The sequence below is a fragment of the Paraburkholderia largidicola genome, assembly GCF_013426895.1.
Classification (GTDB): Bacteria; Pseudomonadota; Gammaproteobacteria; order Burkholderiales; family Burkholderiaceae; genus Paraburkholderia; species Paraburkholderia largidicola.
On sequence record NZ_AP023176.1, the window covers coordinates 1,617,965 to 1,635,511 of the forward strand.

The window sequence follows — 17,547 nt, forward strand, 5'->3', positions numbered from 1 at the left end:
TACGCCCCGAGCGCAAGTTCAGAAGAACAGCAACGAGCGCAGTTCGATGCTTCGCCGCGCCCTTGCATCGGGCGGCGACGACGGATCGTCGAATGCGGTATGCGCCGTCAGCCGTGCGATATCGTCGCCTGCGGAATCGTAGATCTTCAGCAGCAGGACTTCTTCCGGCGACATCAACGGAAAGTAGTACCAGCGGTGCCGCGGATTGAACACGAATGCGTAGGTCTCGCCAACCTTGTCCGGATAGATCAGATCCGACGGCACGAGATCGTTCAGCGCGATACTGCGCGAATCGCACAATGCGAGCGGCGACGATTCGACTGTCGATCCGACGGGACGCCACAGATTGACGATCGCCACTCTTCCCTTCAGCAGTTCTTCCGCTTCATCCGGCGGCAGATGATCGCGCACGCGGCGCGGACCCGAGACGAACGTCTGATCGTTGTGAATGAATTTGACAGGCTCGCGCACACCGCTCGCTCGCGCCGCCTGGCCGTCACGAAGCGTGTGATCGAAGATGACGACGCGCTGCGCACCCGTCCAGCGTCTGAGCAATGCTTCGGCCTCAGGGTAGTAGACGCGTTCGATCGCGGCAGGGTCCGAGAAATCGCTGAGCGCGCTCGCGTGCTGCCGCAGTTCAAAGCCATTGCGATCCAGCGATAAACCTCCGGGCGGCGGCGACACGCGCGCGTTGACGATATTCACGCGCTGCGTCCGATACACGCCGCTGCGCTGCGGCTCGCCTGCAGGCGGCTCGTAGGCATACGTGGCGGGCTTTTCTCCCGTTGCGACGAGATAGTTCAACGCGGCTTCGACAACGGCTGGCTGTTCGACGACGATATCGCTCATTGCTTACGCTCCATCCATGCGCACGACTCCGCGACTCCATTAGTCCGGCGCGATTTCACCGATCACATGAAACATCTCGAACGTGTAGCCCATGTTGAAGTAGCCCGCACGCGCATAGACGGCAATACGCTCGAGGCGCTCGCCCGCATCGGGTGGCGATTGTGTCGCAGCGGCGTCGACGGGTCGCGCCTGCCACCGCTGACGAACAGCGTTGAACGGATGAAATACGGCCTGACGATAAAGCGATGCGAGGTTCATCGACATGATGCGCCCTCCTGCTCGTAGCAATATTCATTGAATCTAGTCAGAGGCGAGACATTGCACAAACAAGCATTTGTGCAATGCTTTGCAACGCACGGCCAATGGATGCGCTGGCCACTCAGGCGCCTGCGCGCTCCGTGACGGTCGGTGCGCTCACATAGTCCTCGCCATCGATATCGTAGCCAGACGGCTCCCAGCGGATCGCGAGCAGCACCAGCAGCGACGTCAGTGGAGCGATCGCAATGACCCAGAACACCTTCGTGCCGAGTGCGCCCGCCAGCACCGGGAACAGAAACAGCGAGATCGTCGACGCCGTGCGCACCAGCGTCTGATTGAACCCCACGCCGATACCGCGCAGCGAAGTCGGGTAACTGAGCGATGCGTAGGTCATCGAATGCGATCCGGGCCCGAAGCCCTGCCCGAACAGATAGCCGCCCAGCAGCAGAATGGCTGCCGCCACGAGCGCCGTGCCGCTCGGACGACCGATCAGCGCGAGTCCGATCAACGAAGCGAATTGCAGCGAATGACCGAGTACCGTCATTTTCCATGCACCGATTGTCGGCGCAGTCCGCACGCCGATCAGGCCGCCTACGAATGCGAACAACAGATTGAGCGCGAGCGACGCGACGATCGTCGTCAGCGGCCCTTGCGCGAAAAAGCTCGTGATGATGACAGGCAAGCCAAAGATGATCGCGTTATAACCGAACGACGATGCGCTGCCGATCACCGCCGCGAGAATCGTGCGGCGCCGGTACGTGGCGTTGAACAGCACGCCATAGTTGCGCCACGAAGCCCGGCGCGGTTGTGCGACGGGCGCAGTCGCGCGTTCGACGACGGCATCGACGCCATACGAGCGCTTCAGGATGCGCGCGGCGCCTTCCAGGTCGCCCTGGTTCGCTGCCCACACAGGCGATTCGCTGATATAGCGGCTGCGCACCAGAATGATGACGATAGCGGGCACCGCGCCGAATGCGAGCGTGAGCCGCCACAGCCAGCCGAGCTGGTGCTCGGGCAGGATCGCGTACAGCCCGAGAATCAGCAGATAGCATGTACTCGTCGCGGCGTACCAGGCGGGACACCACGCAGCGACGCTGGCCGCTTTATTGCCCCTTCCCGCCACCCGCGAGAACTCCGCCAGAAACGCCATCGCAACGGGCAGATCGAGCCCGACGCCGAACCCCATCAGGAAACGCGCGCCGCCGAGCACCCATGCATTGGGCGCGAGACCGGCCGCAATCGCGGCGACGACGAAGAACAGCATGTCCGCCATGAACACGCGATAACGTCCGATCCGATCGGTCAGATAGCCGCCGAACAACGCGCCGAGAATCGCGCCGAACGTAATCGCCGAAGAAACGAAACCGACCTGCACGGGTGTCAGTGAAAACTGTTTCGCGATGTCCTTGATGCCGTACGCGAGCGAGGTCAGATCATAGGCATCGAGAAAAACACCGCCAAGCGCAATCGCGATCACGATGCGCGCATTGCTGCCCTTCACCGCGCCCGCGTTGACGATGCGCGATACGTCCTGGGCGGACCGGATAACAGCGGGACGAGCGGCCTCGTGTGGAATGGACGCGTCCAGCGGCGTGGATGGAATCGCAACGGTAGACATGATGGATGTCGAACAGGAAGTCAGAAAGTCCCTGCATGCTAGCGACGCCCATCACGTCTTCCAAACGACGATTGCATATATGTAAATTGAGGCTGCTACGATGCGTTCCGCTTCGCGCTGTGCGCTTCTCATATCGTCCATTCGCTGCTTTCGATATGCGCAAACATTGTTTGGATTCGTGCATGTGTCGACTTAAGGTCGTGAGCCGGAATATCCCGATACACGACACGCCGACGAGCAAACGCGACACATCACGATCATGACTTCATCGAATTCACGTACGGCCGAGCATCCCATCGACAGGCAATTTCTGGAACGCTGGTCGCCTCGCGCCTTCGCGCAGGACACGATTCCGGACTCCTCGCTGCTGACTTTCCTCGAGGCAGCACGCTGGGCGCCTTCTTCGTATAACTCGCAGCCATGGCGCTTCGTCTATGCGCGACGCGATACAGAGCACTGGACCCGCTTTCTCAGTTTTCTCAATGAGTTCAACCGAGGCTGGGCGCAACACGCCGCCGCTATCCTGATCGTACTGTCGAAGCGGTCATTCACGCCGCCGGGCGCAACCGAAGCAGTCGCGCTAGCGTCGCATTCGTTCGATACGGGTGCCGCATGGGGTTATTTCGCGCTGCAGGCGAGCCTGTCCGGCTGGAAGGCTCATGGCCTTGCCGGGATCGAACGCGAGCGCATCCGAGAGGAACTGGCCGTTCCCGACGACTATGCCGTCGAAGCGGCGATCGCGATCGGCCGTGCCGGTGACAAGTCGTCGTTGCCGGAAGGATTGCAGAAGCGCGAAACGCCAAGTCCGCGCAATCCCCTCTCCACGTTCGCCGCGGAAGGACAGTTCGCATTCTGATCGCGAGAGCACGAGCGGCCCGAAACGAGACGAACGAGCATATTCCTGAGCCTTAAGGGTATTCATCAACTTGCACGCCAGGCGCTATATTGCGGGTCATTAGACACGCAATGACGCACCTGGAACAAACGAATGAATATCGGTCCCCTGGCGCTTCCCGCCGGCCCTCTTGCACTGTTCATCGGCATTGCCGTAGCGTTATTCGTCAGCAGGTTCGCTGGCGAGAAGCGATCGGAAGTCGAGCGTGCCCTCTTGACGGCGTTAGTCATTGGCCTGGTCGTCGCGCGGGTGGCGTTCGTCCTTCAATATCTGCCGAGCTATCGCGGCAACTTCCTGCCAATGCTCGATATCCGGGACGCGGGATTCGCAGTGATACCGGGCATCGTGGCGGGCATTGCCGTCGCGGGCATTGCCGCGATACGACGATCGGCAATACGACGCCCGCTCGCCATCGCAGCGATATCGGGGCTGATCGCGTGGGGCATCGCTGGCGAAGTCGCCGAACGATCCGATCAGCCCTCGCACGTGCCTGCGATATCGCTATCCGACGAAGCCGGCATGCCGCAACCACTTGCGCGCAATAACGGCAAACCACTTGTCGTCAATCTGTGGGCGACATGGTGCGGACCCTGTCGAGGGGAAATGCCCGTGCTGGCCAGCGAGCAGGCAAGACATCCCGAACTCGATCTGGTTTTCGTGAATCAGGGCGAAGACCGCCACACGGTCCAGACATTTCTGGCAGACCTCAAGTTGCACATCGACAACGCCTATTTCGATCCGCAACTGGCGCTCGCGAAAAGCGTGAATGTCACCGCTTATCCGACCACGCTCTTTTACGACGCCAACGGGCGATTGCTGGAAAAGCACTTGGGGCGCGTATCGGAAGCAACGTTCGATGCAATGCTTGCGCGCCTTTACCCGTCGCTCGAATCGTCGAGACCTTAAGCGCATTGGCGAACTTAAAGATGATCCCATCAGGCAACACCGTGCATCCCGCTCGCCCGACACAGGATGCACAATGCCGTTCCCGTTACTGCAGAAGCTTCAGCACCTGCTGCGGCATCGAGTTCGCTTGCGCGAGCACCGAGATGCCCGCTTGCTGCAACACCTGAGCCTTCGACAGATTGGCCGTTTCCGTCGCGAAGTCCGCGTCGGTGATCTGCGATTCGGCGGCGCTCATATTGGTCGCTTCCGTTTGTGTCGTCGAAATGGCGGCCTGGAACGTGTTCTGCGTGGCGCCGAGCGTGGCCTGGAACGTGTTCACGCTCGTCAGCACGTTATCGATCGAGCTCATGGCGGCTTGTGCACCCGAAGCCGTCGCCACGCTCAAACCGCTGATGCCGAGCGAGTTCGAGTCCCAGCTCTGCGTGCCGAAGTTCGCGGTGATCTGCTGGCCATTGAACGCGCCGATCTGGAAGTTGACCGAGCCGACACCGTTCAGCACTGCCTGACCGTTGAACGTAGTCTGTTGCGCAACGCGCGTGATTTCCGTCAGACGCGTCGACACTTCGGCCTGCAGGTTGGCGAGCGCGTTCGAGTCGAGCGAACCGTCGCCTGCTTCCACTGCCAGCTGACGGATGCGTTGCAGGTTGTCGACGATCGATTGCAGCGCGCCGTTCGTGGTCTGCACCATCGAAATGCCGTTGTTCGCGTTTGCAGCGCCCTGCGTCAACGCATTGATCGAAGCCGTCTGCGAGGTTGCGATCGCGAGGCCCGCCGCGTCGTCAGCGGCCGTGTTGATGCGCTTGCCCGACGACAGACGGTTGATCGCCTGCGAGAGCGCATTTTGCGAACCCGACAGATTGTTCTGCGCCGTCAGCGACATGATGTTCGTATTGATGTTCAGCATTTCAACCCCTTTCGGTTCTGGAAAGATCGACATGAGCGGCAGCGCGTTTTATTCATTGCTTTGCGCCACTACTCGATGGGGTTTACGACGCCTCCAAATATTGCTTTAGGTTTCTCGCGGTAATACTCGCTCGAAAACGATGTGAGATTACAACGTTGACGCCACCCATTTATGCCAAGCAAAAACGCTGCAACATACTGATACATATATCTATTTATTAACCCAAGCCTTACTTCTTCCATTTTCATTCACAGGCATTACAAAGAGAACATCTTTGATTTTATTGTTACGAATAATTATGCAAGCTTTATAGCATCATGAAAGCATGAATCGATAAAACCTCGTTTATCGCTAACGCGGTAATAACTTTGACTGACAATCCGGTTGCCAATCTATCCGCAAATCTTTCAGGCAGACAACCTGTTGCATGCCGCGCGGGGTTAGCAAAGTTATTTCACAGCGAGGCAATGTAAGCCTCGCTCGCCCGCGCCGGTTAACCGCGCGGCCCGACGCGTCGCGCGGGACTTGCCAGCAGCAGCACGATCGTGACCACGCAGAATGCCGCGCCCGCATGGAAGGTCGCAGCCGCGCCTATCGTGTCCCACAACGCGCCCGCGATCACGCTCGAGATCAGCGTCACCAGTCCGCTCGCGAGATTGAACAGACCGAACGCCGTGCCGCGCAAATGCGCAGGCGCGCTGTGCGACACCATCGTCGCGAGCAGCCCTTGCGTCATGCCCATATGCAGGCCCCACAGCACGATGCCCGCGAGCAGAATGCCCCAGTGCAGCGCGTGCGCAAGCACGATATCGGACACGCCCAGTATCACGAGCCCGACGACCAGCAACCTGACATGGCTCATCGAGTCGGCAAGCTTGCCGAGCGGATAAGCCGATAGCGAATACACGATGTTCATCGCGACCATCACGAGCGGCACCAGCGCAACGGGCACACCGCTGGCCAGCGCGCGCAATACGAGAAACGCCTCGCTGAAGCGCGCGAGTGCGAACGCGGCGCCGACGGTGACGATCCACCAGAAGGTGTTATCGAGTTGACGAATGCTGTCGCGCCGGATCGGATTGACGCGCTTCGCGCCCGCCTCGCGCGCGGGTTCTTTGATGCCGACCGTCAGCAACGCAACGGCCAGCACTGCCGGAATGACGGCGAGCCAGAACGCCAGCCGGAAGTCATTCGCCCAGACCAGCATGATCGCGGCCGCGAGCAAGGGCCCGAGAAACGCGCCCACCGTATCGAGCGACTGCCGCAATCCGAACGCGGCGCCGCGCAGGTCCGGCGGCGTGACATCGGCGACGAGCGCATCGCGTGGTGCGCCGCGAATGCCTTTGCCGATCCGGTCTATGACGCGCGCCGTCACGACGAGGCCGAGGGTCGGCGCAATCGCGAACAACGGTTTGCTCAGCGCGCCCAGCCCGTAGCCCGCGACGGCGAGCCACTTGCGATTGCCGAGGTAATCGCTGAGCGCGCCGGAGAAGACCTTGACGATGGGCGCCGTCGCCTCGGCAATGCCCTCGATCAATCCGATCGTCGTCGCGCTCGCGCCGAGGCTCGCCAGCATGAACATCGGCAGCAGGCTGTGGATGATCTCCGATGAGATGTCCATCAACAGGCTCACGCAGCCCAACACCCAGACGCTGCCGGGTATCTGCCGAAGCGTGCTGACGCGGGACCGGCCGGACGCTGGCTGTTCCCGGGAAGCAGGATCCTCGTCCATAGACCCGTCACACCTTGCGAAGAACGAAACGCCCCGCCCCGGTCATCTGATCGAGCGAGACGATCTGTGCGTCGCGCTCGATGAACTCGAACGTCGAGCCTGGCGCGGACGCAATGCGAAACACGCGATCACGCGCGGCAATGAAGCGCTCATCGCGTTGTCCGGGTACACGCAGCCACAAGGTGCCGTCATCGCGTTGAATCACGTCGACGCGACCGCCGACGGCCGTTTCATAGGCTCCCGTAAAGCTCTGCAATACTGCAGGCACATGAGCGAATTCCTTGCGCACGAATACGACTTCGTTCTCGACCATCTTCGTGACGAAGCGGTCGATATCGCCTTCGTGTGTCGCCTGAAAATTGATGCGCCAGCGTGCGTCGTCCTCGGGATCTTCGACTTCGGCGTCGAAGCGGTCGTAGTGATAGTGCTTCAACTGCAAATCGTGATCGCGAAACTTCAGGCGTAGATGGTCGTTCTCAAACGCAATCGCGATCGTGCCATAGGCCTCATGCGCGAAGTCGCCCGCGTAGTCTTCCAGCGGATGCGATGGTTTCGTGCCCTCGATGCGGTCTTCGTAGCGGCTGCTGCGCGCTTTCGACATCGCTTGCCGCGCGGGTTCCAGCAGCTCGAGCAGACGCTCGTTCCAGGGCGTGAGTTCGAGGCCCAGCAAACGCTCATAGAGCTGATAGTGCACGACGTCGCGCAATGCCGCGCAATGGTCGCCGATCACGAACACGCTCACGCCGATCCGCTCTTTCGGCATGACCGAGACCTTCGAATGAAAGCCGGGGATATCGCCGCCATGCGAGGCCAACAGATGCCCGCGATAGACTTCCGTTTGCCTTCCCAAACCGTACGCGCCGCCGAGCGATTCCCACCAGCCGTGTAGCTCCGGCGCCGGGTTCGGCAGCGGTATCGCGGGCGCCATCGTCTCGCGCAGCAGGCTCTTCGATATCACCTGCGTGTCGTCGATCTTGCCGTCGTTGACGAGCAGCGACAACCAGCGCGACATGTCGCCGAGCGTCGATACCATGCTGCCGGACGGCCACGGCGGATCGCTTTTCCGCCTGGTATCGAGCTTGCGCAGTTCGCGGCGGTCGCGGTACCCGGTGTAGCCGATGGCCAGATTCGGCTCGTCGAGCAGATCCGAATAGAGAAACGACGTATCGCGCATGGCCGCCGGTTCGAGCATGCGCTCGCGGACCAGATCGGTCCATGACATGCCGCCCAAGCGTTCGATCACATGCGCCACCGCGTAGTACATCACGTTGTTGTAGATGAACGTTTCGCGCAAGCCGGCGCTCGGCTTCATCAGATGCAGGCGCTCGAATACCTGCTTCGGCGTCGCCGCTGCGCCGTAGGTCATCATGTCGTGACGCGTGATGCCCGTGCGGTGCGCGAGCAGATCGCGCAGCGTGACGGATCGCGTCAGTATGTCGTTATGAAAGCGCAGTTCCGGCAGATGATCGCAAAGCGGTGTGTCGAACGTGAGCTTGCCTTCTTCGACGAGCATGCCGGCGGCCAGCGCGACGAACAGCTTCGTGTTCGACGCGATGGGAAAGCGCGTCGACGCATCGAACGGCAGGCGCTTGTCGTAGTCGCGAAAGCCATATCCGCGTGTGAGGACGGGCACCTCATCGACGACGACAGCGACGCCGATGGCGGGCGCATTCCATTGCTGCAATAGCGATGCGATGTTGTCGTCGAAGCCTTCGAGTCTTTCCTGCGGCGTCAATCGGATTCTCCTTGCGTCGAATGTTCATGAACCGGCTTTCTGCGTGCTCGAAGTCGTGCCTGCCAAATGTGTGCTGTCGAAATGCGGCCGCATTCGCAAAGCGGTTATCCGCATGGAAGCATGGCGAAAGCAAACTGTTGTCGGGCGAAAGTTGGTGCTACCCGAACACTTCAGCATCCGCTGGTCGCGGCCAGATAAGCCGCAAGCCGACCGGACAAGGACTTCGTCGAAATGGCACGCTCGATGCACAGGGTTGCCCCAGAGCCAACGCACCAGGAGCACGCCATGTTCGCATACTTCTTCCGGGTCATCATCGACCTGCTGGACCGCGCCGAACATCACCGCCGCGATACGTACCTCGCGTCCGCCGTCGATATCTTCGAACTCGAGCGCCGCATGCGGCTGATCGAGTCGGCCGACTAGCCTGTCACAGCAAGCCAACCAGGTTGCCGAGCGTCGCGGAGGCGTCCCCTTCACGCCATCCCAGCGCAAGTCGCGCCCGCAGTTTCGCACCCTGCACGTCGACGTAACGCACGCCCTTCACCTGAACCTGCGCAATCGCGGCGGGCACGATGGACACACCGAGGCCCGCCGCCACCAGGTTGATCACCGATGACACCTGCGGCGCGGGCTGCGCGAGTTGCGGACTGAAACCCGCCTCGCCGCACGCGCGGACTATTTCGTCGTGCAGCGTGACACCCGCCGGACCCGGCACGAGCACGAACGGTTCGTCGGCCAGCGCCGTCAACGGCAGACGCTTCTTTGCGGCAAGCGGATGCGTCGACGGCAGCACGATTTTCATCGCTTCGTCCGCGAAACGATGGGTCTGCACGTTCTCCGGCGACGTGGTCCCGGGCCTGAAAAACACGGCATCGAGCCCGTCATCGAGCAGGCGCTGCAGCAGCGCAGGCGTATTCGCTTCTTCGAGCGTCAGATCGACGGTCGGATAGCGGCTCTTGAAGCGCTGGATCAGCGCGGGCACAACGGGATTGAACGCCGCCGATCCCGTGAAGCCGATTCGCAGCCTTCCGGTCTCGCCACGCGCCGCACGCTGCGCCGCTTGCGCCGCGCGTTGCGCGCCGCCCAGCACGCGTTGCGCCTCGATCAGAAACGCTTCGCCCGCGCCCGTCAGTTCCGCGCCATGCGGGGTGCGGCGAAACAGTTCGACGCCCAGTTCGCGCTCCAGGCTCTTGATCTGCTGACTGAGCGGCGGCTGTCCAATGCCGAGGTTTTCAGCGGCGCGCGTGAAGTTGCGCTCGCTCGCAACCTCGACGAAATAACGCAAATGACGCAGTTCCATGCTAGTGCTCAAACATATCGGGTTAGCCAGTTTCATATATTGGACAGTATAGCTGTGACGCAGGACAATTCCTGCGTCACAGCCGACCGCAGATCTCGTCCATGAACTCCGACTCATCCGTTGCGACGCCCGCTCGCATCCAGACATCCAGCACACCTTCCCATACCACCGTCGTATCCGGCGTACGGCCCGGCTCGGCGGACTTTCGCCGCATCAGCATCGCGCTTTTTCTTGCGGGCTTCTCCACGTTCTCACTGCTGTATTGCGTGCAGCCGTTGCTGCCCGTTTTCGCCAGCGAATTCCATGTCGGCGCGGCGCAAAGTTCGTTGGCGCTGTCGCTCTCGACCGGCTTTCTCGCATTCTCGATTCTCTGCGCTGGCGCGCTATCGGAGCGCTTCGGCAGACGCGGCCTGATCTTCGCATCGATGACGCTGGCCGCGCTCTTCAACGTCTGCGCCGCGCTCGAAGCGGACTGGCACAGCATCCTCGTGGCCCGCGCGCTGGAAGGGCTGGCGCTCGGCGGCGTGCCCGCCGTCGCGATGGCGTATCTCGCGGAGGAAATCGATCCGCGCGGGCTGGGGCTTTCGATGGGGCTCTATGTGGGCGGCACCGCGTTCGGCGGAATGATCGGCCGCGTCGGCATGAGTTACATGAGCGATCATCTGTCGTGGCGCACGGCGATGCTGACCATCGGCATCGTCGACGTGGTGGCGGCTGTCGCGTTCGTGTTGCTGTTGCCAGGCTCACGCAATTTCGTCAAACGCACGGACCTCACGGCTGTCCATCACATCGCGCTGTGGCGCAAGCATCTGACGGCCGCGACATTGCCCGCCGTCTTCGCAACGGGATGCCTCGTCATGGGCGTGTTCGTGACCGTTTACAACTACGCGGGTTTCCGGCTGATGGCGCCGCCGTTCGATCTCAGCGCGACGCAAACGGGCCTGATTTTCTGCTCGTATCTGTTCGGTATCGTCGCCGCATCCGGCGCGGGCGCGCTGGCCGATCGCTGCGGGCGCGGGCCTGTCCTGATGACGGGCGTCGTGGTGGCCGCGTTGGGACTCGCGTTGACGCTGATGCATGCGCTCGTGCCTGTCGTGCTCGGCATCATCGTGCTGACTATCGGCTTTTTCATCACGCACTCGGTCGCGAGCGGCTGGGTCGGACAACTCGCCGACGGCGCAAAGGGTCACGCGACCTCGCTGTATCTGCTTGCGTACTATCTCGGTTCGAGCGTGCTCGGATCGTGGGGCGGCTGGTTCTGGCAAAACGGCGCATGGCCGTCCGTCGCCGGATTTGGCTTCGCGATGCTCGCCGTATGCGGCACGCTCACGCTGTACGTGGCGCGCGTGCATGCGCGTGCAAATGCGCGCGTACGCTGACTTCCAGAAAAAGGACCTCGTCATGATCGACCATCTCGACCATCTGGTGCTGACCTGCACCGATGCAGAAGCCACGACGGCCTTCTACACGCGGGTCATGCAGATGCAACTGGAAACATTCGGCGCTGGCCGTATCGCCTTTCGCTTCGGCAACCAGAAGATCAATCTGCATGTACGCGGCAGCGAATTCGAGCCGAAGGCGCATTTGCCCGTGCCGGGTGCGCTGGACCTGTGCTTCATCGCCTCGGTGCCGCTCGATCAGGTCATCGCGCATCTCGGCGCATGCAACTGGCCGATTATCGAAGGGCCTGTCGAACGAACGGGCGCGACACAGAAGATCCGCTCCGTCTATGTGCGGGACCCTGATCTGAACCTGATCGAGATTTCCGAACTGATGGGCTGAGCAGGCTCGGCACCGAAGCCGGCCGTCACCGAAATCAGCAACTGCGCGGCGTCGTCTATTCGCCCTCTCTCCCGACGACGGGTATTCCCCGTACTCGTCTGTATCACGCGCCTTAATTCTCCTTTAATTCGCGTTGCCTACATTGCAGACACGAAGACTTTGAGGTCGCATCGTGAATGCCTTGAATCTCAAACCCTTGCGATGTCGCGTTGTGCGCACGCGTTCGCGTTCGTCCTCTGTGTCGCGCACGCGGCTTGCCTGTCGACGGGCCAGGTTGCGCTCACGATGCATCCGCTCCGGCGATGGCAGGCGAAGGCGAAACGTTCGTTGAACGTCGCTGGGCATGCGCTCCAGAACATCCGCAATAAACGGCTTTGATCTTCCAGATGGAGAACCGTCATGAACACATTCACCAAAGCAGGTCTCGTTGCCATCGCGCTCGTGTTCGCGCAATCCGCAACCAGCGTCGCTTTTGCGGCGACGAATCTACCCCAGCTTCATCAGCAAGGCGAGGTCACGTATCTTTCGGGTGGCGTGGGCAGCGATCAATCCGCTGCGCTCAAGGACGCCATGCACGACTACCCGCTCGTACTCGAATTTACGGGCGCAACGCGTCAGGGAAATGAGTATCTCGCCGACATTCCCGTTCATATCGCCGACATGCACGGCAAAACGCTGTTGAACGCGACCTCGCACGGACCCTTCATGCTCGCATCGCTTCCGGACGGGCGCTACAAGATCACCGCGCGCCATGACGGCAAGACCCAGCAGCGTGTCGTCGACGTCAACGCGTCGGGACACGTTCGCGCCATGTTCGTCTGGCCGACGCAGCAGGAAGGGAGCACATCATGAGCGCCGATGCCGATGCGTCCGTCGACGAAGCACGCCGTCGATGGATGATTGCGACGTCGGTGGCGGGCGGCATCGCGGGCGTAGCCGTCGTTACGCCGTTCGTCGAATCGTTCAAGCCATCGGCGTCCGCCCTGGCGGCGGGCGCGCCTGTCACAGTCGACATCAGCCGTCTGCAGCCCGGCGACATGCTGACGGCGGCATGGCGCGGCAAGCCCGTCTTCATCGTCAATCGCACCGACGCGATGCTCGCCGATGTGCGCGCCGCCGATCAGTTCGTTGCCGACCCGCACACGACGCGGCCTTTTTCGATGCCGCTGCCGCCCTACTGCAACAACGAGTTCCGCTCGCGTGCGGAGCATGGCAATCTGCTCGTGGTGGTCGGCGTGTGCACACATCTCGGCTGCACACCGAGTCCGCGTTTCCAGCCTGGGCCGCAAACGAGTCTTCCCGACGACTGGCCAGGCGGATTTCTCTGCCCATGTCACGGCTCGACCTATGACCTCGCAGGCCGCGTATTCAAGGACAAACCTGCGCCGCAAAATCTCGATGTGCCGCGTTATCGATTCGAGTCCGCAAGTCATGTCGTGATCGGCGCAGACGAACAGGGCGAAGCGTAATCGTGCAGCATTGATGTTCGTCAACGGCCCCTTTAAGTTTCGTTTAAGTGTTGGCCGCTAACGTGTCCGCTCCGTCGCCTGTCACTGCGCGGCAGCCTCGCCGCACTTTTTACATGCCGCTCGAAATGCCCTTCAGGTTTGCCGTCATTTTTACTGCGCTCTGTTTGCAGCTCGAATAACGGCAACACCCGCTTCATCTCCACCTCTGGACGCAACGCGTCTATCAGTTCGATCGCGCACGCGTTAGTCGCTCTGCGCAATTGCCTTCGCTGTACCCCTCGCTCTGCTTTTTCGATCATGCCCTTTCCCGCATTCGTTGCGCCGTCGGCGCGTAGTGGCAAAGTCATTCTGGTGTGCGCCGTCAGCTCCGTTTGCGCAGCATTGATCTTTTCGCCGAACCGCGCGAAGCATGCCGCCGATCAGGATGACGCAGCGGGCGCGCAATCCGCTTCGCTGAACCGCGAAGCCGTCGATACGACGCGTCACGCGCAGCCTGCATCGCCTGCCTCTGCTGTTGAAGCCGCGCCGCAACCCGTCGTCAGATCGGCGACCGTCAAGAGCAGCTTTGCGGAAGCGGCGCAGCGTCTCGGTCTCGACAGCCGCACCACGGCCTTGCTCGCGCACGCGTTCTCCGGCGAGATCGACTTTCACCGCGATCTCAAGCCGGGCAACACGATCAGCCTCGTCGTCGATCCGCCGGAAGCCGAAGCAACGGCGCAAGCGCCTTCCACCACGCCGCTCGCCGTGCGCATCGCAACGGGCACGACATCGCATGATCTGTTTCTCTATCGCAATCTGGACGGCAAGCCGTTCTATTACACGAAGGATGGTGCAAGCACGACGCCCACCTTCACGCGCTATCCGCTCGCCTACGAGCGCGTGTCGTCCGATTTCGCGCTGCACCGGCTCGACCCCGTCACGCACCGCTGGCAAAGCCACGACGGCGTCGATCTCGCCGCGCCCGCCGGCACGCCCGTTCATGCGACGGCACGCGGCACGGTCGCGTTCATCGGGCGGCAGACGGGCTATGGGAAAGTGGTCGTGCTGCGCAATCCGCCGCCGTATCAGACCGTGTTCGCGCACCTGTCACGCTTTGCGAAGGGCCTGCATCGTGGCGCACAGGTGCATCGCGGCCAGGTGATCGGCTATGTCGGATCGACAGGTTGGGCAACGGGTCCGCATCTGCACTATGAGGTGCATGTCGATTCCGTGCCGAAGGACCCGTTGACGGTCGCGCTTCCGGGCAACAATCCGCTCGATGCGACCGAACGCGCGCAGTTCGCAAAGGACGCCGACCGTCTCGCCGCGCTGCTTTGAGTGAGCGCATCTATTCATTCGCAGCAAACCCCTCACCGACGTGCTGAAACTTCATCTGTTCCTCACGCTTTTGCTGATCGCGAGCCTCTTGCCCGCGATTGCGCACGCAAAGCGTGCCGCCTTCAAACCCGCCGTACAGGCACGCGCTGCTATCGTCGTCGATATGACGACGGGCCGTACGCTCTACGCGAAACACGCCGACGAACGCCGGCCCATCGCCTCGCTGACGAAGCTGTTGACAGCGATGGTCACGCTCGACGCAAAACGCCCGATGATCAAACCGCTGCGCGTCACCGATGCCGACGTCGACCGGTTGAAATGGTCGCGCTCGCGCCTGCCCGTTCATTCGCTGCTGTTGCGCAGCACGCTGTTGCATATCGCGCTGATGTCGTCGGAAAACCGTGCGGCCTTTGCGTTGAGCCGCGACTATCCGGGCGGGCGGCCAGGCTTCGTGCGCGCGATGAACCACACGGCGCAGCGCCTGCGTATGACCCGCAGCCATTTCGTCGATCCGACGGGCCTGTCGCCGCACAACGTATCGACGGCGCGCGACCTCACGCGGCTCGTGCGCGCCGCGTACCGCTACCCCGTCATCCGCCAGTATTCGACGGCGCACCAGAAGCTGGTGCTGGGCGGCGACGGTCCGTTGATCTACCGGAACACGGACCCGCTCGTGCATCGCGCGTCGTGGCACGTCGGGCTGCAGAAAACCGGCTTCACCAACGAAGCCGGACACTGCCTGATCGTCGTCACGATGGTGCGCGGCCATCCCGTGCTGATCGTCGTGCTCGGCGCCCCCAACGCGCAGGCGCACTTCCAGGACGCCGTCGCTTTGCGCCGCTGGCTCATGACGGCGCAGCGTTAGCGGACGCACCGCGCGGCCTTTGAAGGGCCTGAACACGCGCGCCGCTGTACACTTCCGGGCAACGTCGCTCGCCGACGATTTCCCCGAGCAATGCACCATGGACCGCATCGACGCAATGAAGGTGTTCGTCGCGACGCTGGACGAAGGCAGTCTGGCGGGCGCGAGCCGCCGGCTCGGCCGTTCGCCCGCCGCGGTGAGCCGCGCCATTGCCTTTCTCGAAGCGCACGTCGGCTCGCCGCTCCTGCACCGCACCACGCGCACCATCAAGCTCAGCGAGGCGGGCGAACGCTATGCCGCCGCGTGCCGGCGGATCCTGACCGATCTGGAAGAAGCCGACCTGCTGGTGGCGGCCGAGCGCTCCGCGCCGCGCGGCCTGCTGAACATCACCGCGCCCGTCGCCGCGGGGCAGGACATGCTCCGCTCGATCCTCGACGACTTCATCGACGAGTACCCGGCCGTGTCGGTGCGCCTGCATATGCTCGACCGCCCCGTCAGTCTCGTCGACGAAGGCATCGACGTCGCGCTGCGCATCGCGCATCTGCCCGATTCGACGCTGATCGCGATTCCCGTCGGCGAAGTGCGGCGCGTCGTGACGGCGTCGCCGCGCTATCTGTCGAAACACCCGCAGATCCGCGAGCCAGCGGACCTCGAACAGCATCAGATCATTTCGATGACGCACTTCGGCGTCGACTCGTGGAGCTTCCCGTCTGCCGAGGGCTCGACCGTCGCGCAGGTCGTCCATTTCTCGCCGCGTCTGATCGTCAACAGCATCGACGCCGCCGTGGCGTCCGCCGTCGAAGGGCGTGGCGTCACGCGCATGTTCTCCTACCACGTCGCGCAGCAGGTGAAGGACGGACAGCTGCGCATCGTGTTGCGCGACAGTGAACACGCGCCGTTACCCGTTCATCTTCTGACCCCGCACGGGCGACTCTCGGTACCGAAAGTGCGCGCTTTCGTCGATTTCGCCACGCCGCGTTTGCGCCGGCATTTCAAGCAGTTACAGCGCATCACCGACGCACATTGAACCGTTTTACGGAAGAATGTCTGCCGTGTCGCGTGGATTCTCTCTGTGATCGACTCAATCTAGACTTGCTCCATCGACATCGGGCCGCGCGGCCCAACTGGATAAAGGAGCAGGTGAATGGGTGCCGAACAGAAAGTGGTGATCGTCACGGGCGCGTCGCAAGGCATTGGCGCGGGACTGGTCAAAGCGTATCGCGACCGCAATTTCCGCGTCGTCGCGACGTCCCGCTCGATCAAGCCAGGCGACGATCCTGACATCGCCACCGTGCAAGGCGACATCGCCGATGCGAAGACCGCGCAGCAGGTCGTCGCGATCGCGCTGGAGCGTTTTGGCCGGATCGATACGCTGGTCAACAACGCCGGCATTTTCATCGCGAAGCCCTTCGACGCCTACACGCCCGAAGACTACGACGCCGTCATGGCGACCAACGTCAATGGCTTCTTTCATATCACGCAGCGCGTGCTGTCGGAGATGAAAAAGAAACGCAGCGGCCATGTGGTGAACATCACGGCGAGCCTCGTGGACCGGCCGCGCGCTGGACTGCCCGCAGCGATGGCCGCGTTGACCAAAGGCGGGTTGAACGCCGTGACGCGATCGCTGGCAATCGAATATGCGCCGCTGGGCATTCGCGTGAATGCCGTCGCGCCCGGCGTCATCAAAACGCCGATGCATCCGCGCGAACGCCACGAAGCCCTCGCGCGCTTTCATCCGATCGGGCATCTCGGTGAAGTGACGGATATTGCGGAAGCCGTGCTTTATCTGGAATCGGCGGGTTTCGTGACGGGCGAGATCTTGCACGTCGACGGCGGCAGCAACGTCGGTTCCTGAGAGATCGAACATCCCCTGAATGGCATCCTCGTTGTTAGTTAGTTCGGATGCCATATTATTTAGCC

At 62.0% G+C, this 17,547-nt stretch carries 18 protein-coding genes; 11 read left to right on the forward strand and 7 right to left on the reverse strand.

Annotation, left to right across the window (positions count from 1 at the left end):
* Nucleotides 1-18: 18 nt before the first annotated feature.
* The 3 genes from PPGU16_RS35970 to PPGU16_RS35980 form a co-directional block, all read right to left on the reverse strand.
* The gene (locus PPGU16_RS35970) at nt 19-849 is read right to left on the reverse strand and encodes a CmcJ/NvfI family oxidoreductase (protein ID WP_180725597.1); all 831 of its coding nucleotides are present in this window, start codon (nt 847-849) and stop codon (nt 19-21) included.
* Between the two features lie 39 nt (nt 850-888).
* Nucleotides 889-1,113: a hypothetical protein gene (locus PPGU16_RS35975; RefSeq protein ID WP_180725598.1), complete on the reverse strand. Its 225-nt coding sequence runs from the start codon at nt 1,111-1,113 to the stop codon at nt 889-891.
* Between the two features lie 115 nt (nt 1,114-1,228).
* Complete coding sequence (locus PPGU16_RS35980; RefSeq protein ID WP_180725599.1) at nt 1,229-2,725, reverse strand: MFS transporter; 1,497 nt, start codon at nt 2,723-2,725, stop codon at nt 1,229-1,231.
* Nucleotides 2,726-2,984: 259 nt separating this feature from the next.
* Here PPGU16_RS35980 and PPGU16_RS35985 point away from each other — a divergent pair, with 259 nt between their 5' ends.
* The gene (locus PPGU16_RS35985) at nt 2,985-3,581 is read left to right on the forward strand and encodes a nitroreductase family protein (RefSeq protein WP_180725600.1); all 597 of its coding nucleotides are present in this window, start codon (nt 2,985-2,987) and stop codon (nt 3,579-3,581) included.
* A gap of 132 nt (nt 3,582-3,713) precedes the next feature.
* Nucleotides 3,714-4,526: a TlpA disulfide reductase family protein gene (locus PPGU16_RS35990; protein ID WP_180725601.1), complete on the forward strand. Its 813-nt coding sequence runs from the start codon at nt 3,714-3,716 to the stop codon at nt 4,524-4,526.
* 85 nt (nt 4,527-4,611) lie between these two features.
* Here PPGU16_RS35990 and PPGU16_RS35995 read toward each other — a convergent pair whose 3' ends face one another.
* The 3 genes from PPGU16_RS35995 to PPGU16_RS36005 all read right to left on the reverse strand — a co-directional run bounded on the left by PPGU16_RS35995 (nt 4,612) and on the right by PPGU16_RS36005 (nt 8,897).
* Nucleotides 4,612-5,430 (reverse strand): flagellin domain-containing protein, encoded by an 819-nt coding sequence (locus PPGU16_RS35995; RefSeq protein WP_180725602.1) that lies wholly within the window; start codon nt 5,428-5,430, stop codon nt 4,612-4,614.
* 493 nt (nt 5,431-5,923) lie between these two features.
* A complete protein-coding gene (locus PPGU16_RS36000; protein WP_180725603.1) occupies nt 5,924-7,162 on the reverse strand; it encodes an MFS transporter in 1,239 nt (412 codons plus the stop codon).
* A gap of 7 nt (nt 7,163-7,169) precedes the next feature.
* Nucleotides 7,170-8,897, reverse strand: a complete 1,728-nt coding sequence (locus tag PPGU16_RS36005; RefSeq protein ID WP_180725604.1) for a serine hydrolase — start codon at nt 8,895-8,897, stop codon at nt 7,170-7,172.
* A 285-nt stretch (nt 8,898-9,182) separates the two neighbouring features.
* On the opposite strand from PPGU16_RS36005, the gene PPGU16_RS36010 reads away from it, so the two are divergent.
* A complete protein-coding gene (locus PPGU16_RS36010; protein WP_180725605.1) occupies nt 9,183-9,320 on the forward strand; it encodes a DUF3563 family protein in 138 nt (45 codons plus the stop codon).
* 4 nt (nt 9,321-9,324) lie between these two features.
* Here PPGU16_RS36010 and PPGU16_RS36015 read toward each other — a convergent pair whose 3' ends face one another.
* On the reverse strand, nt 9,325-10,197 hold the full coding sequence (locus PPGU16_RS36015) for a LysR family transcriptional regulator (protein ID WP_180725606.1): 873 nt from the start codon (nt 10,195-10,197) through the stop codon (nt 9,325-9,327).
* 101 nt (nt 10,198-10,298) lie between these two features.
* Between PPGU16_RS36015 and PPGU16_RS36020 the strand changes: the two genes are divergently transcribed.
* The 8 genes from PPGU16_RS36020 to PPGU16_RS36055 all read left to right on the forward strand — a co-directional run bounded on the left by PPGU16_RS36020 (nt 10,299) and on the right by PPGU16_RS36055 (nt 17,482).
* Nucleotides 10,299-11,576, forward strand: coding sequence for an MFS transporter (locus tag PPGU16_RS36020; RefSeq protein WP_243460680.1), 1,278 nt, complete (start codon nt 10,299-10,301; stop codon nt 11,574-11,576).
* Between the two features lie 22 nt (nt 11,577-11,598).
* Nucleotides 11,599-11,979: a VOC family protein gene (locus tag PPGU16_RS36025; RefSeq protein WP_180725607.1), complete on the forward strand. Its 381-nt coding sequence runs from the start codon at nt 11,599-11,601 to the stop codon at nt 11,977-11,979.
* 399 nt (nt 11,980-12,378) lie between these two features.
* Complete coding sequence (locus tag PPGU16_RS36030) at nt 12,379-12,831, forward strand: carboxypeptidase regulatory-like domain-containing protein (RefSeq protein WP_180725608.1); 453 nt, start codon at nt 12,379-12,381, stop codon at nt 12,829-12,831.
* Nucleotides 12,828-13,448 carry a ubiquinol-cytochrome c reductase iron-sulfur subunit gene (gene petA / locus PPGU16_RS36035; protein ID WP_180725609.1) on the forward strand — a complete coding sequence of 207 codons (621 nt, stop codon included), beginning with the start codon at nt 12,828-12,830 and terminating at the stop codon, nt 13,446-13,448. Before PPGU16_RS36030 ends, petA begins: the two co-directional genes overlap by 4 nt.
* A 297-nt stretch (nt 13,449-13,745) precedes the next feature.
* Nucleotides 13,746-14,765, forward strand: coding sequence for a M23 family metallopeptidase (locus PPGU16_RS36040; protein ID WP_180725610.1), 1,020 nt, complete (start codon nt 13,746-13,748; stop codon nt 14,763-14,765).
* Between the two features lie 40 nt (nt 14,766-14,805).
* The gene (locus tag PPGU16_RS36045) at nt 14,806-15,630 is read left to right on the forward strand and encodes a serine hydrolase family protein (protein WP_180725611.1); all 825 of its coding nucleotides are present in this window, start codon (nt 14,806-14,808) and stop codon (nt 15,628-15,630) included.
* Nucleotides 15,631-15,727: 97 nt separating this feature from the next.
* Complete coding sequence (locus PPGU16_RS36050) at nt 15,728-16,654, forward strand: LysR family transcriptional regulator (RefSeq protein WP_180725612.1); 927 nt, start codon at nt 15,728-15,730, stop codon at nt 16,652-16,654.
* A gap of 117 nt (nt 16,655-16,771) precedes the next feature.
* Nucleotides 16,772-17,482: an SDR family NAD(P)-dependent oxidoreductase gene (locus PPGU16_RS36055; protein WP_180725613.1), complete on the forward strand. Its 711-nt coding sequence runs from the start codon at nt 16,772-16,774 to the stop codon at nt 17,480-17,482.
* Nucleotides 17,483-17,547 lie beyond the last annotated feature (65 nt).

What these genes read in the sequence shown, in the direction of transcription:
- PPGU16_RS35970 (WP_180725597.1), bottom strand. Translation starts at nt 849, where the DNA reads ATGAGCGATATCGTCGTCGAACAGCCAGCCGTTGTCGAAGCCGCGTTG.
- PPGU16_RS35975 (WP_180725598.1), bottom strand. Translation starts at nt 1,113, where the DNA reads ATGTCGATGAACCTCGCATCGCTTTATCGTCAGGCCGTATTTCATCCG.
- PPGU16_RS35980 (WP_180725599.1), bottom strand. Translation starts at nt 2,725, where the DNA reads ATGTCTACCGTTGCGATTCCATCCACGCCGCTGGACGCGTCCATTCCA.
- PPGU16_RS35985 (WP_180725600.1), top strand. Translation starts at nt 2,985, where the DNA reads ATGACTTCATCGAATTCACGTACGGCCGAGCATCCCATCGACAGGCAA.
- PPGU16_RS35990 (WP_180725601.1), top strand. Translation starts at nt 3,714, where the DNA reads ATGAATATCGGTCCCCTGGCGCTTCCCGCCGGCCCTCTTGCACTGTTC.
- PPGU16_RS35995 (WP_180725602.1), bottom strand. Translation starts at nt 5,430, where the DNA reads ATGCTGAACATCAATACGAACATCATGTCGCTGACGGCGCAGAACAAT.
- PPGU16_RS36000 (WP_180725603.1), bottom strand. Translation starts at nt 7,162, where the DNA reads ATGGACGAGGATCCTGCTTCCCGGGAACAGCCAGCGTCCGGCCGGTCC.
- PPGU16_RS36010 (WP_180725605.1), top strand. Translation starts at nt 9,183, where the DNA reads ATGTTCGCATACTTCTTCCGGGTCATCATCGACCTGCTGGACCGCGCC.
- PPGU16_RS36015 (WP_180725606.1), bottom strand. Translation starts at nt 10,197, where the DNA reads ATGGAACTGCGTCATTTGCGTTATTTCGTCGAGGTTGCGAGCGAGCGC.
- PPGU16_RS36020 (WP_243460680.1), top strand. Translation starts at nt 10,299, where the DNA reads ATGAACTCCGACTCATCCGTTGCGACGCCCGCTCGCATCCAGACATCC.
- PPGU16_RS36025 (WP_180725607.1), top strand. Translation starts at nt 11,599, where the DNA reads ATGATCGACCATCTCGACCATCTGGTGCTGACCTGCACCGATGCAGAA.
- PPGU16_RS36030 (WP_180725608.1), top strand. Translation starts at nt 12,379, where the DNA reads ATGAACACATTCACCAAAGCAGGTCTCGTTGCCATCGCGCTCGTGTTC.
- petA (WP_180725609.1), top strand. Translation starts at nt 12,828, where the DNA reads ATGAGCGCCGATGCCGATGCGTCCGTCGACGAAGCACGCCGTCGATGG.
- PPGU16_RS36040 (WP_180725610.1), top strand. Translation starts at nt 13,746, where the DNA reads ATGCCCTTTCCCGCATTCGTTGCGCCGTCGGCGCGTAGTGGCAAAGTC.
- PPGU16_RS36050 (WP_180725612.1), top strand. Translation starts at nt 15,728, where the DNA reads ATGGACCGCATCGACGCAATGAAGGTGTTCGTCGCGACGCTGGACGAA.
- PPGU16_RS36055 (WP_180725613.1), top strand. Translation starts at nt 16,772, where the DNA reads ATGGGTGCCGAACAGAAAGTGGTGATCGTCACGGGCGCGTCGCAAGGC.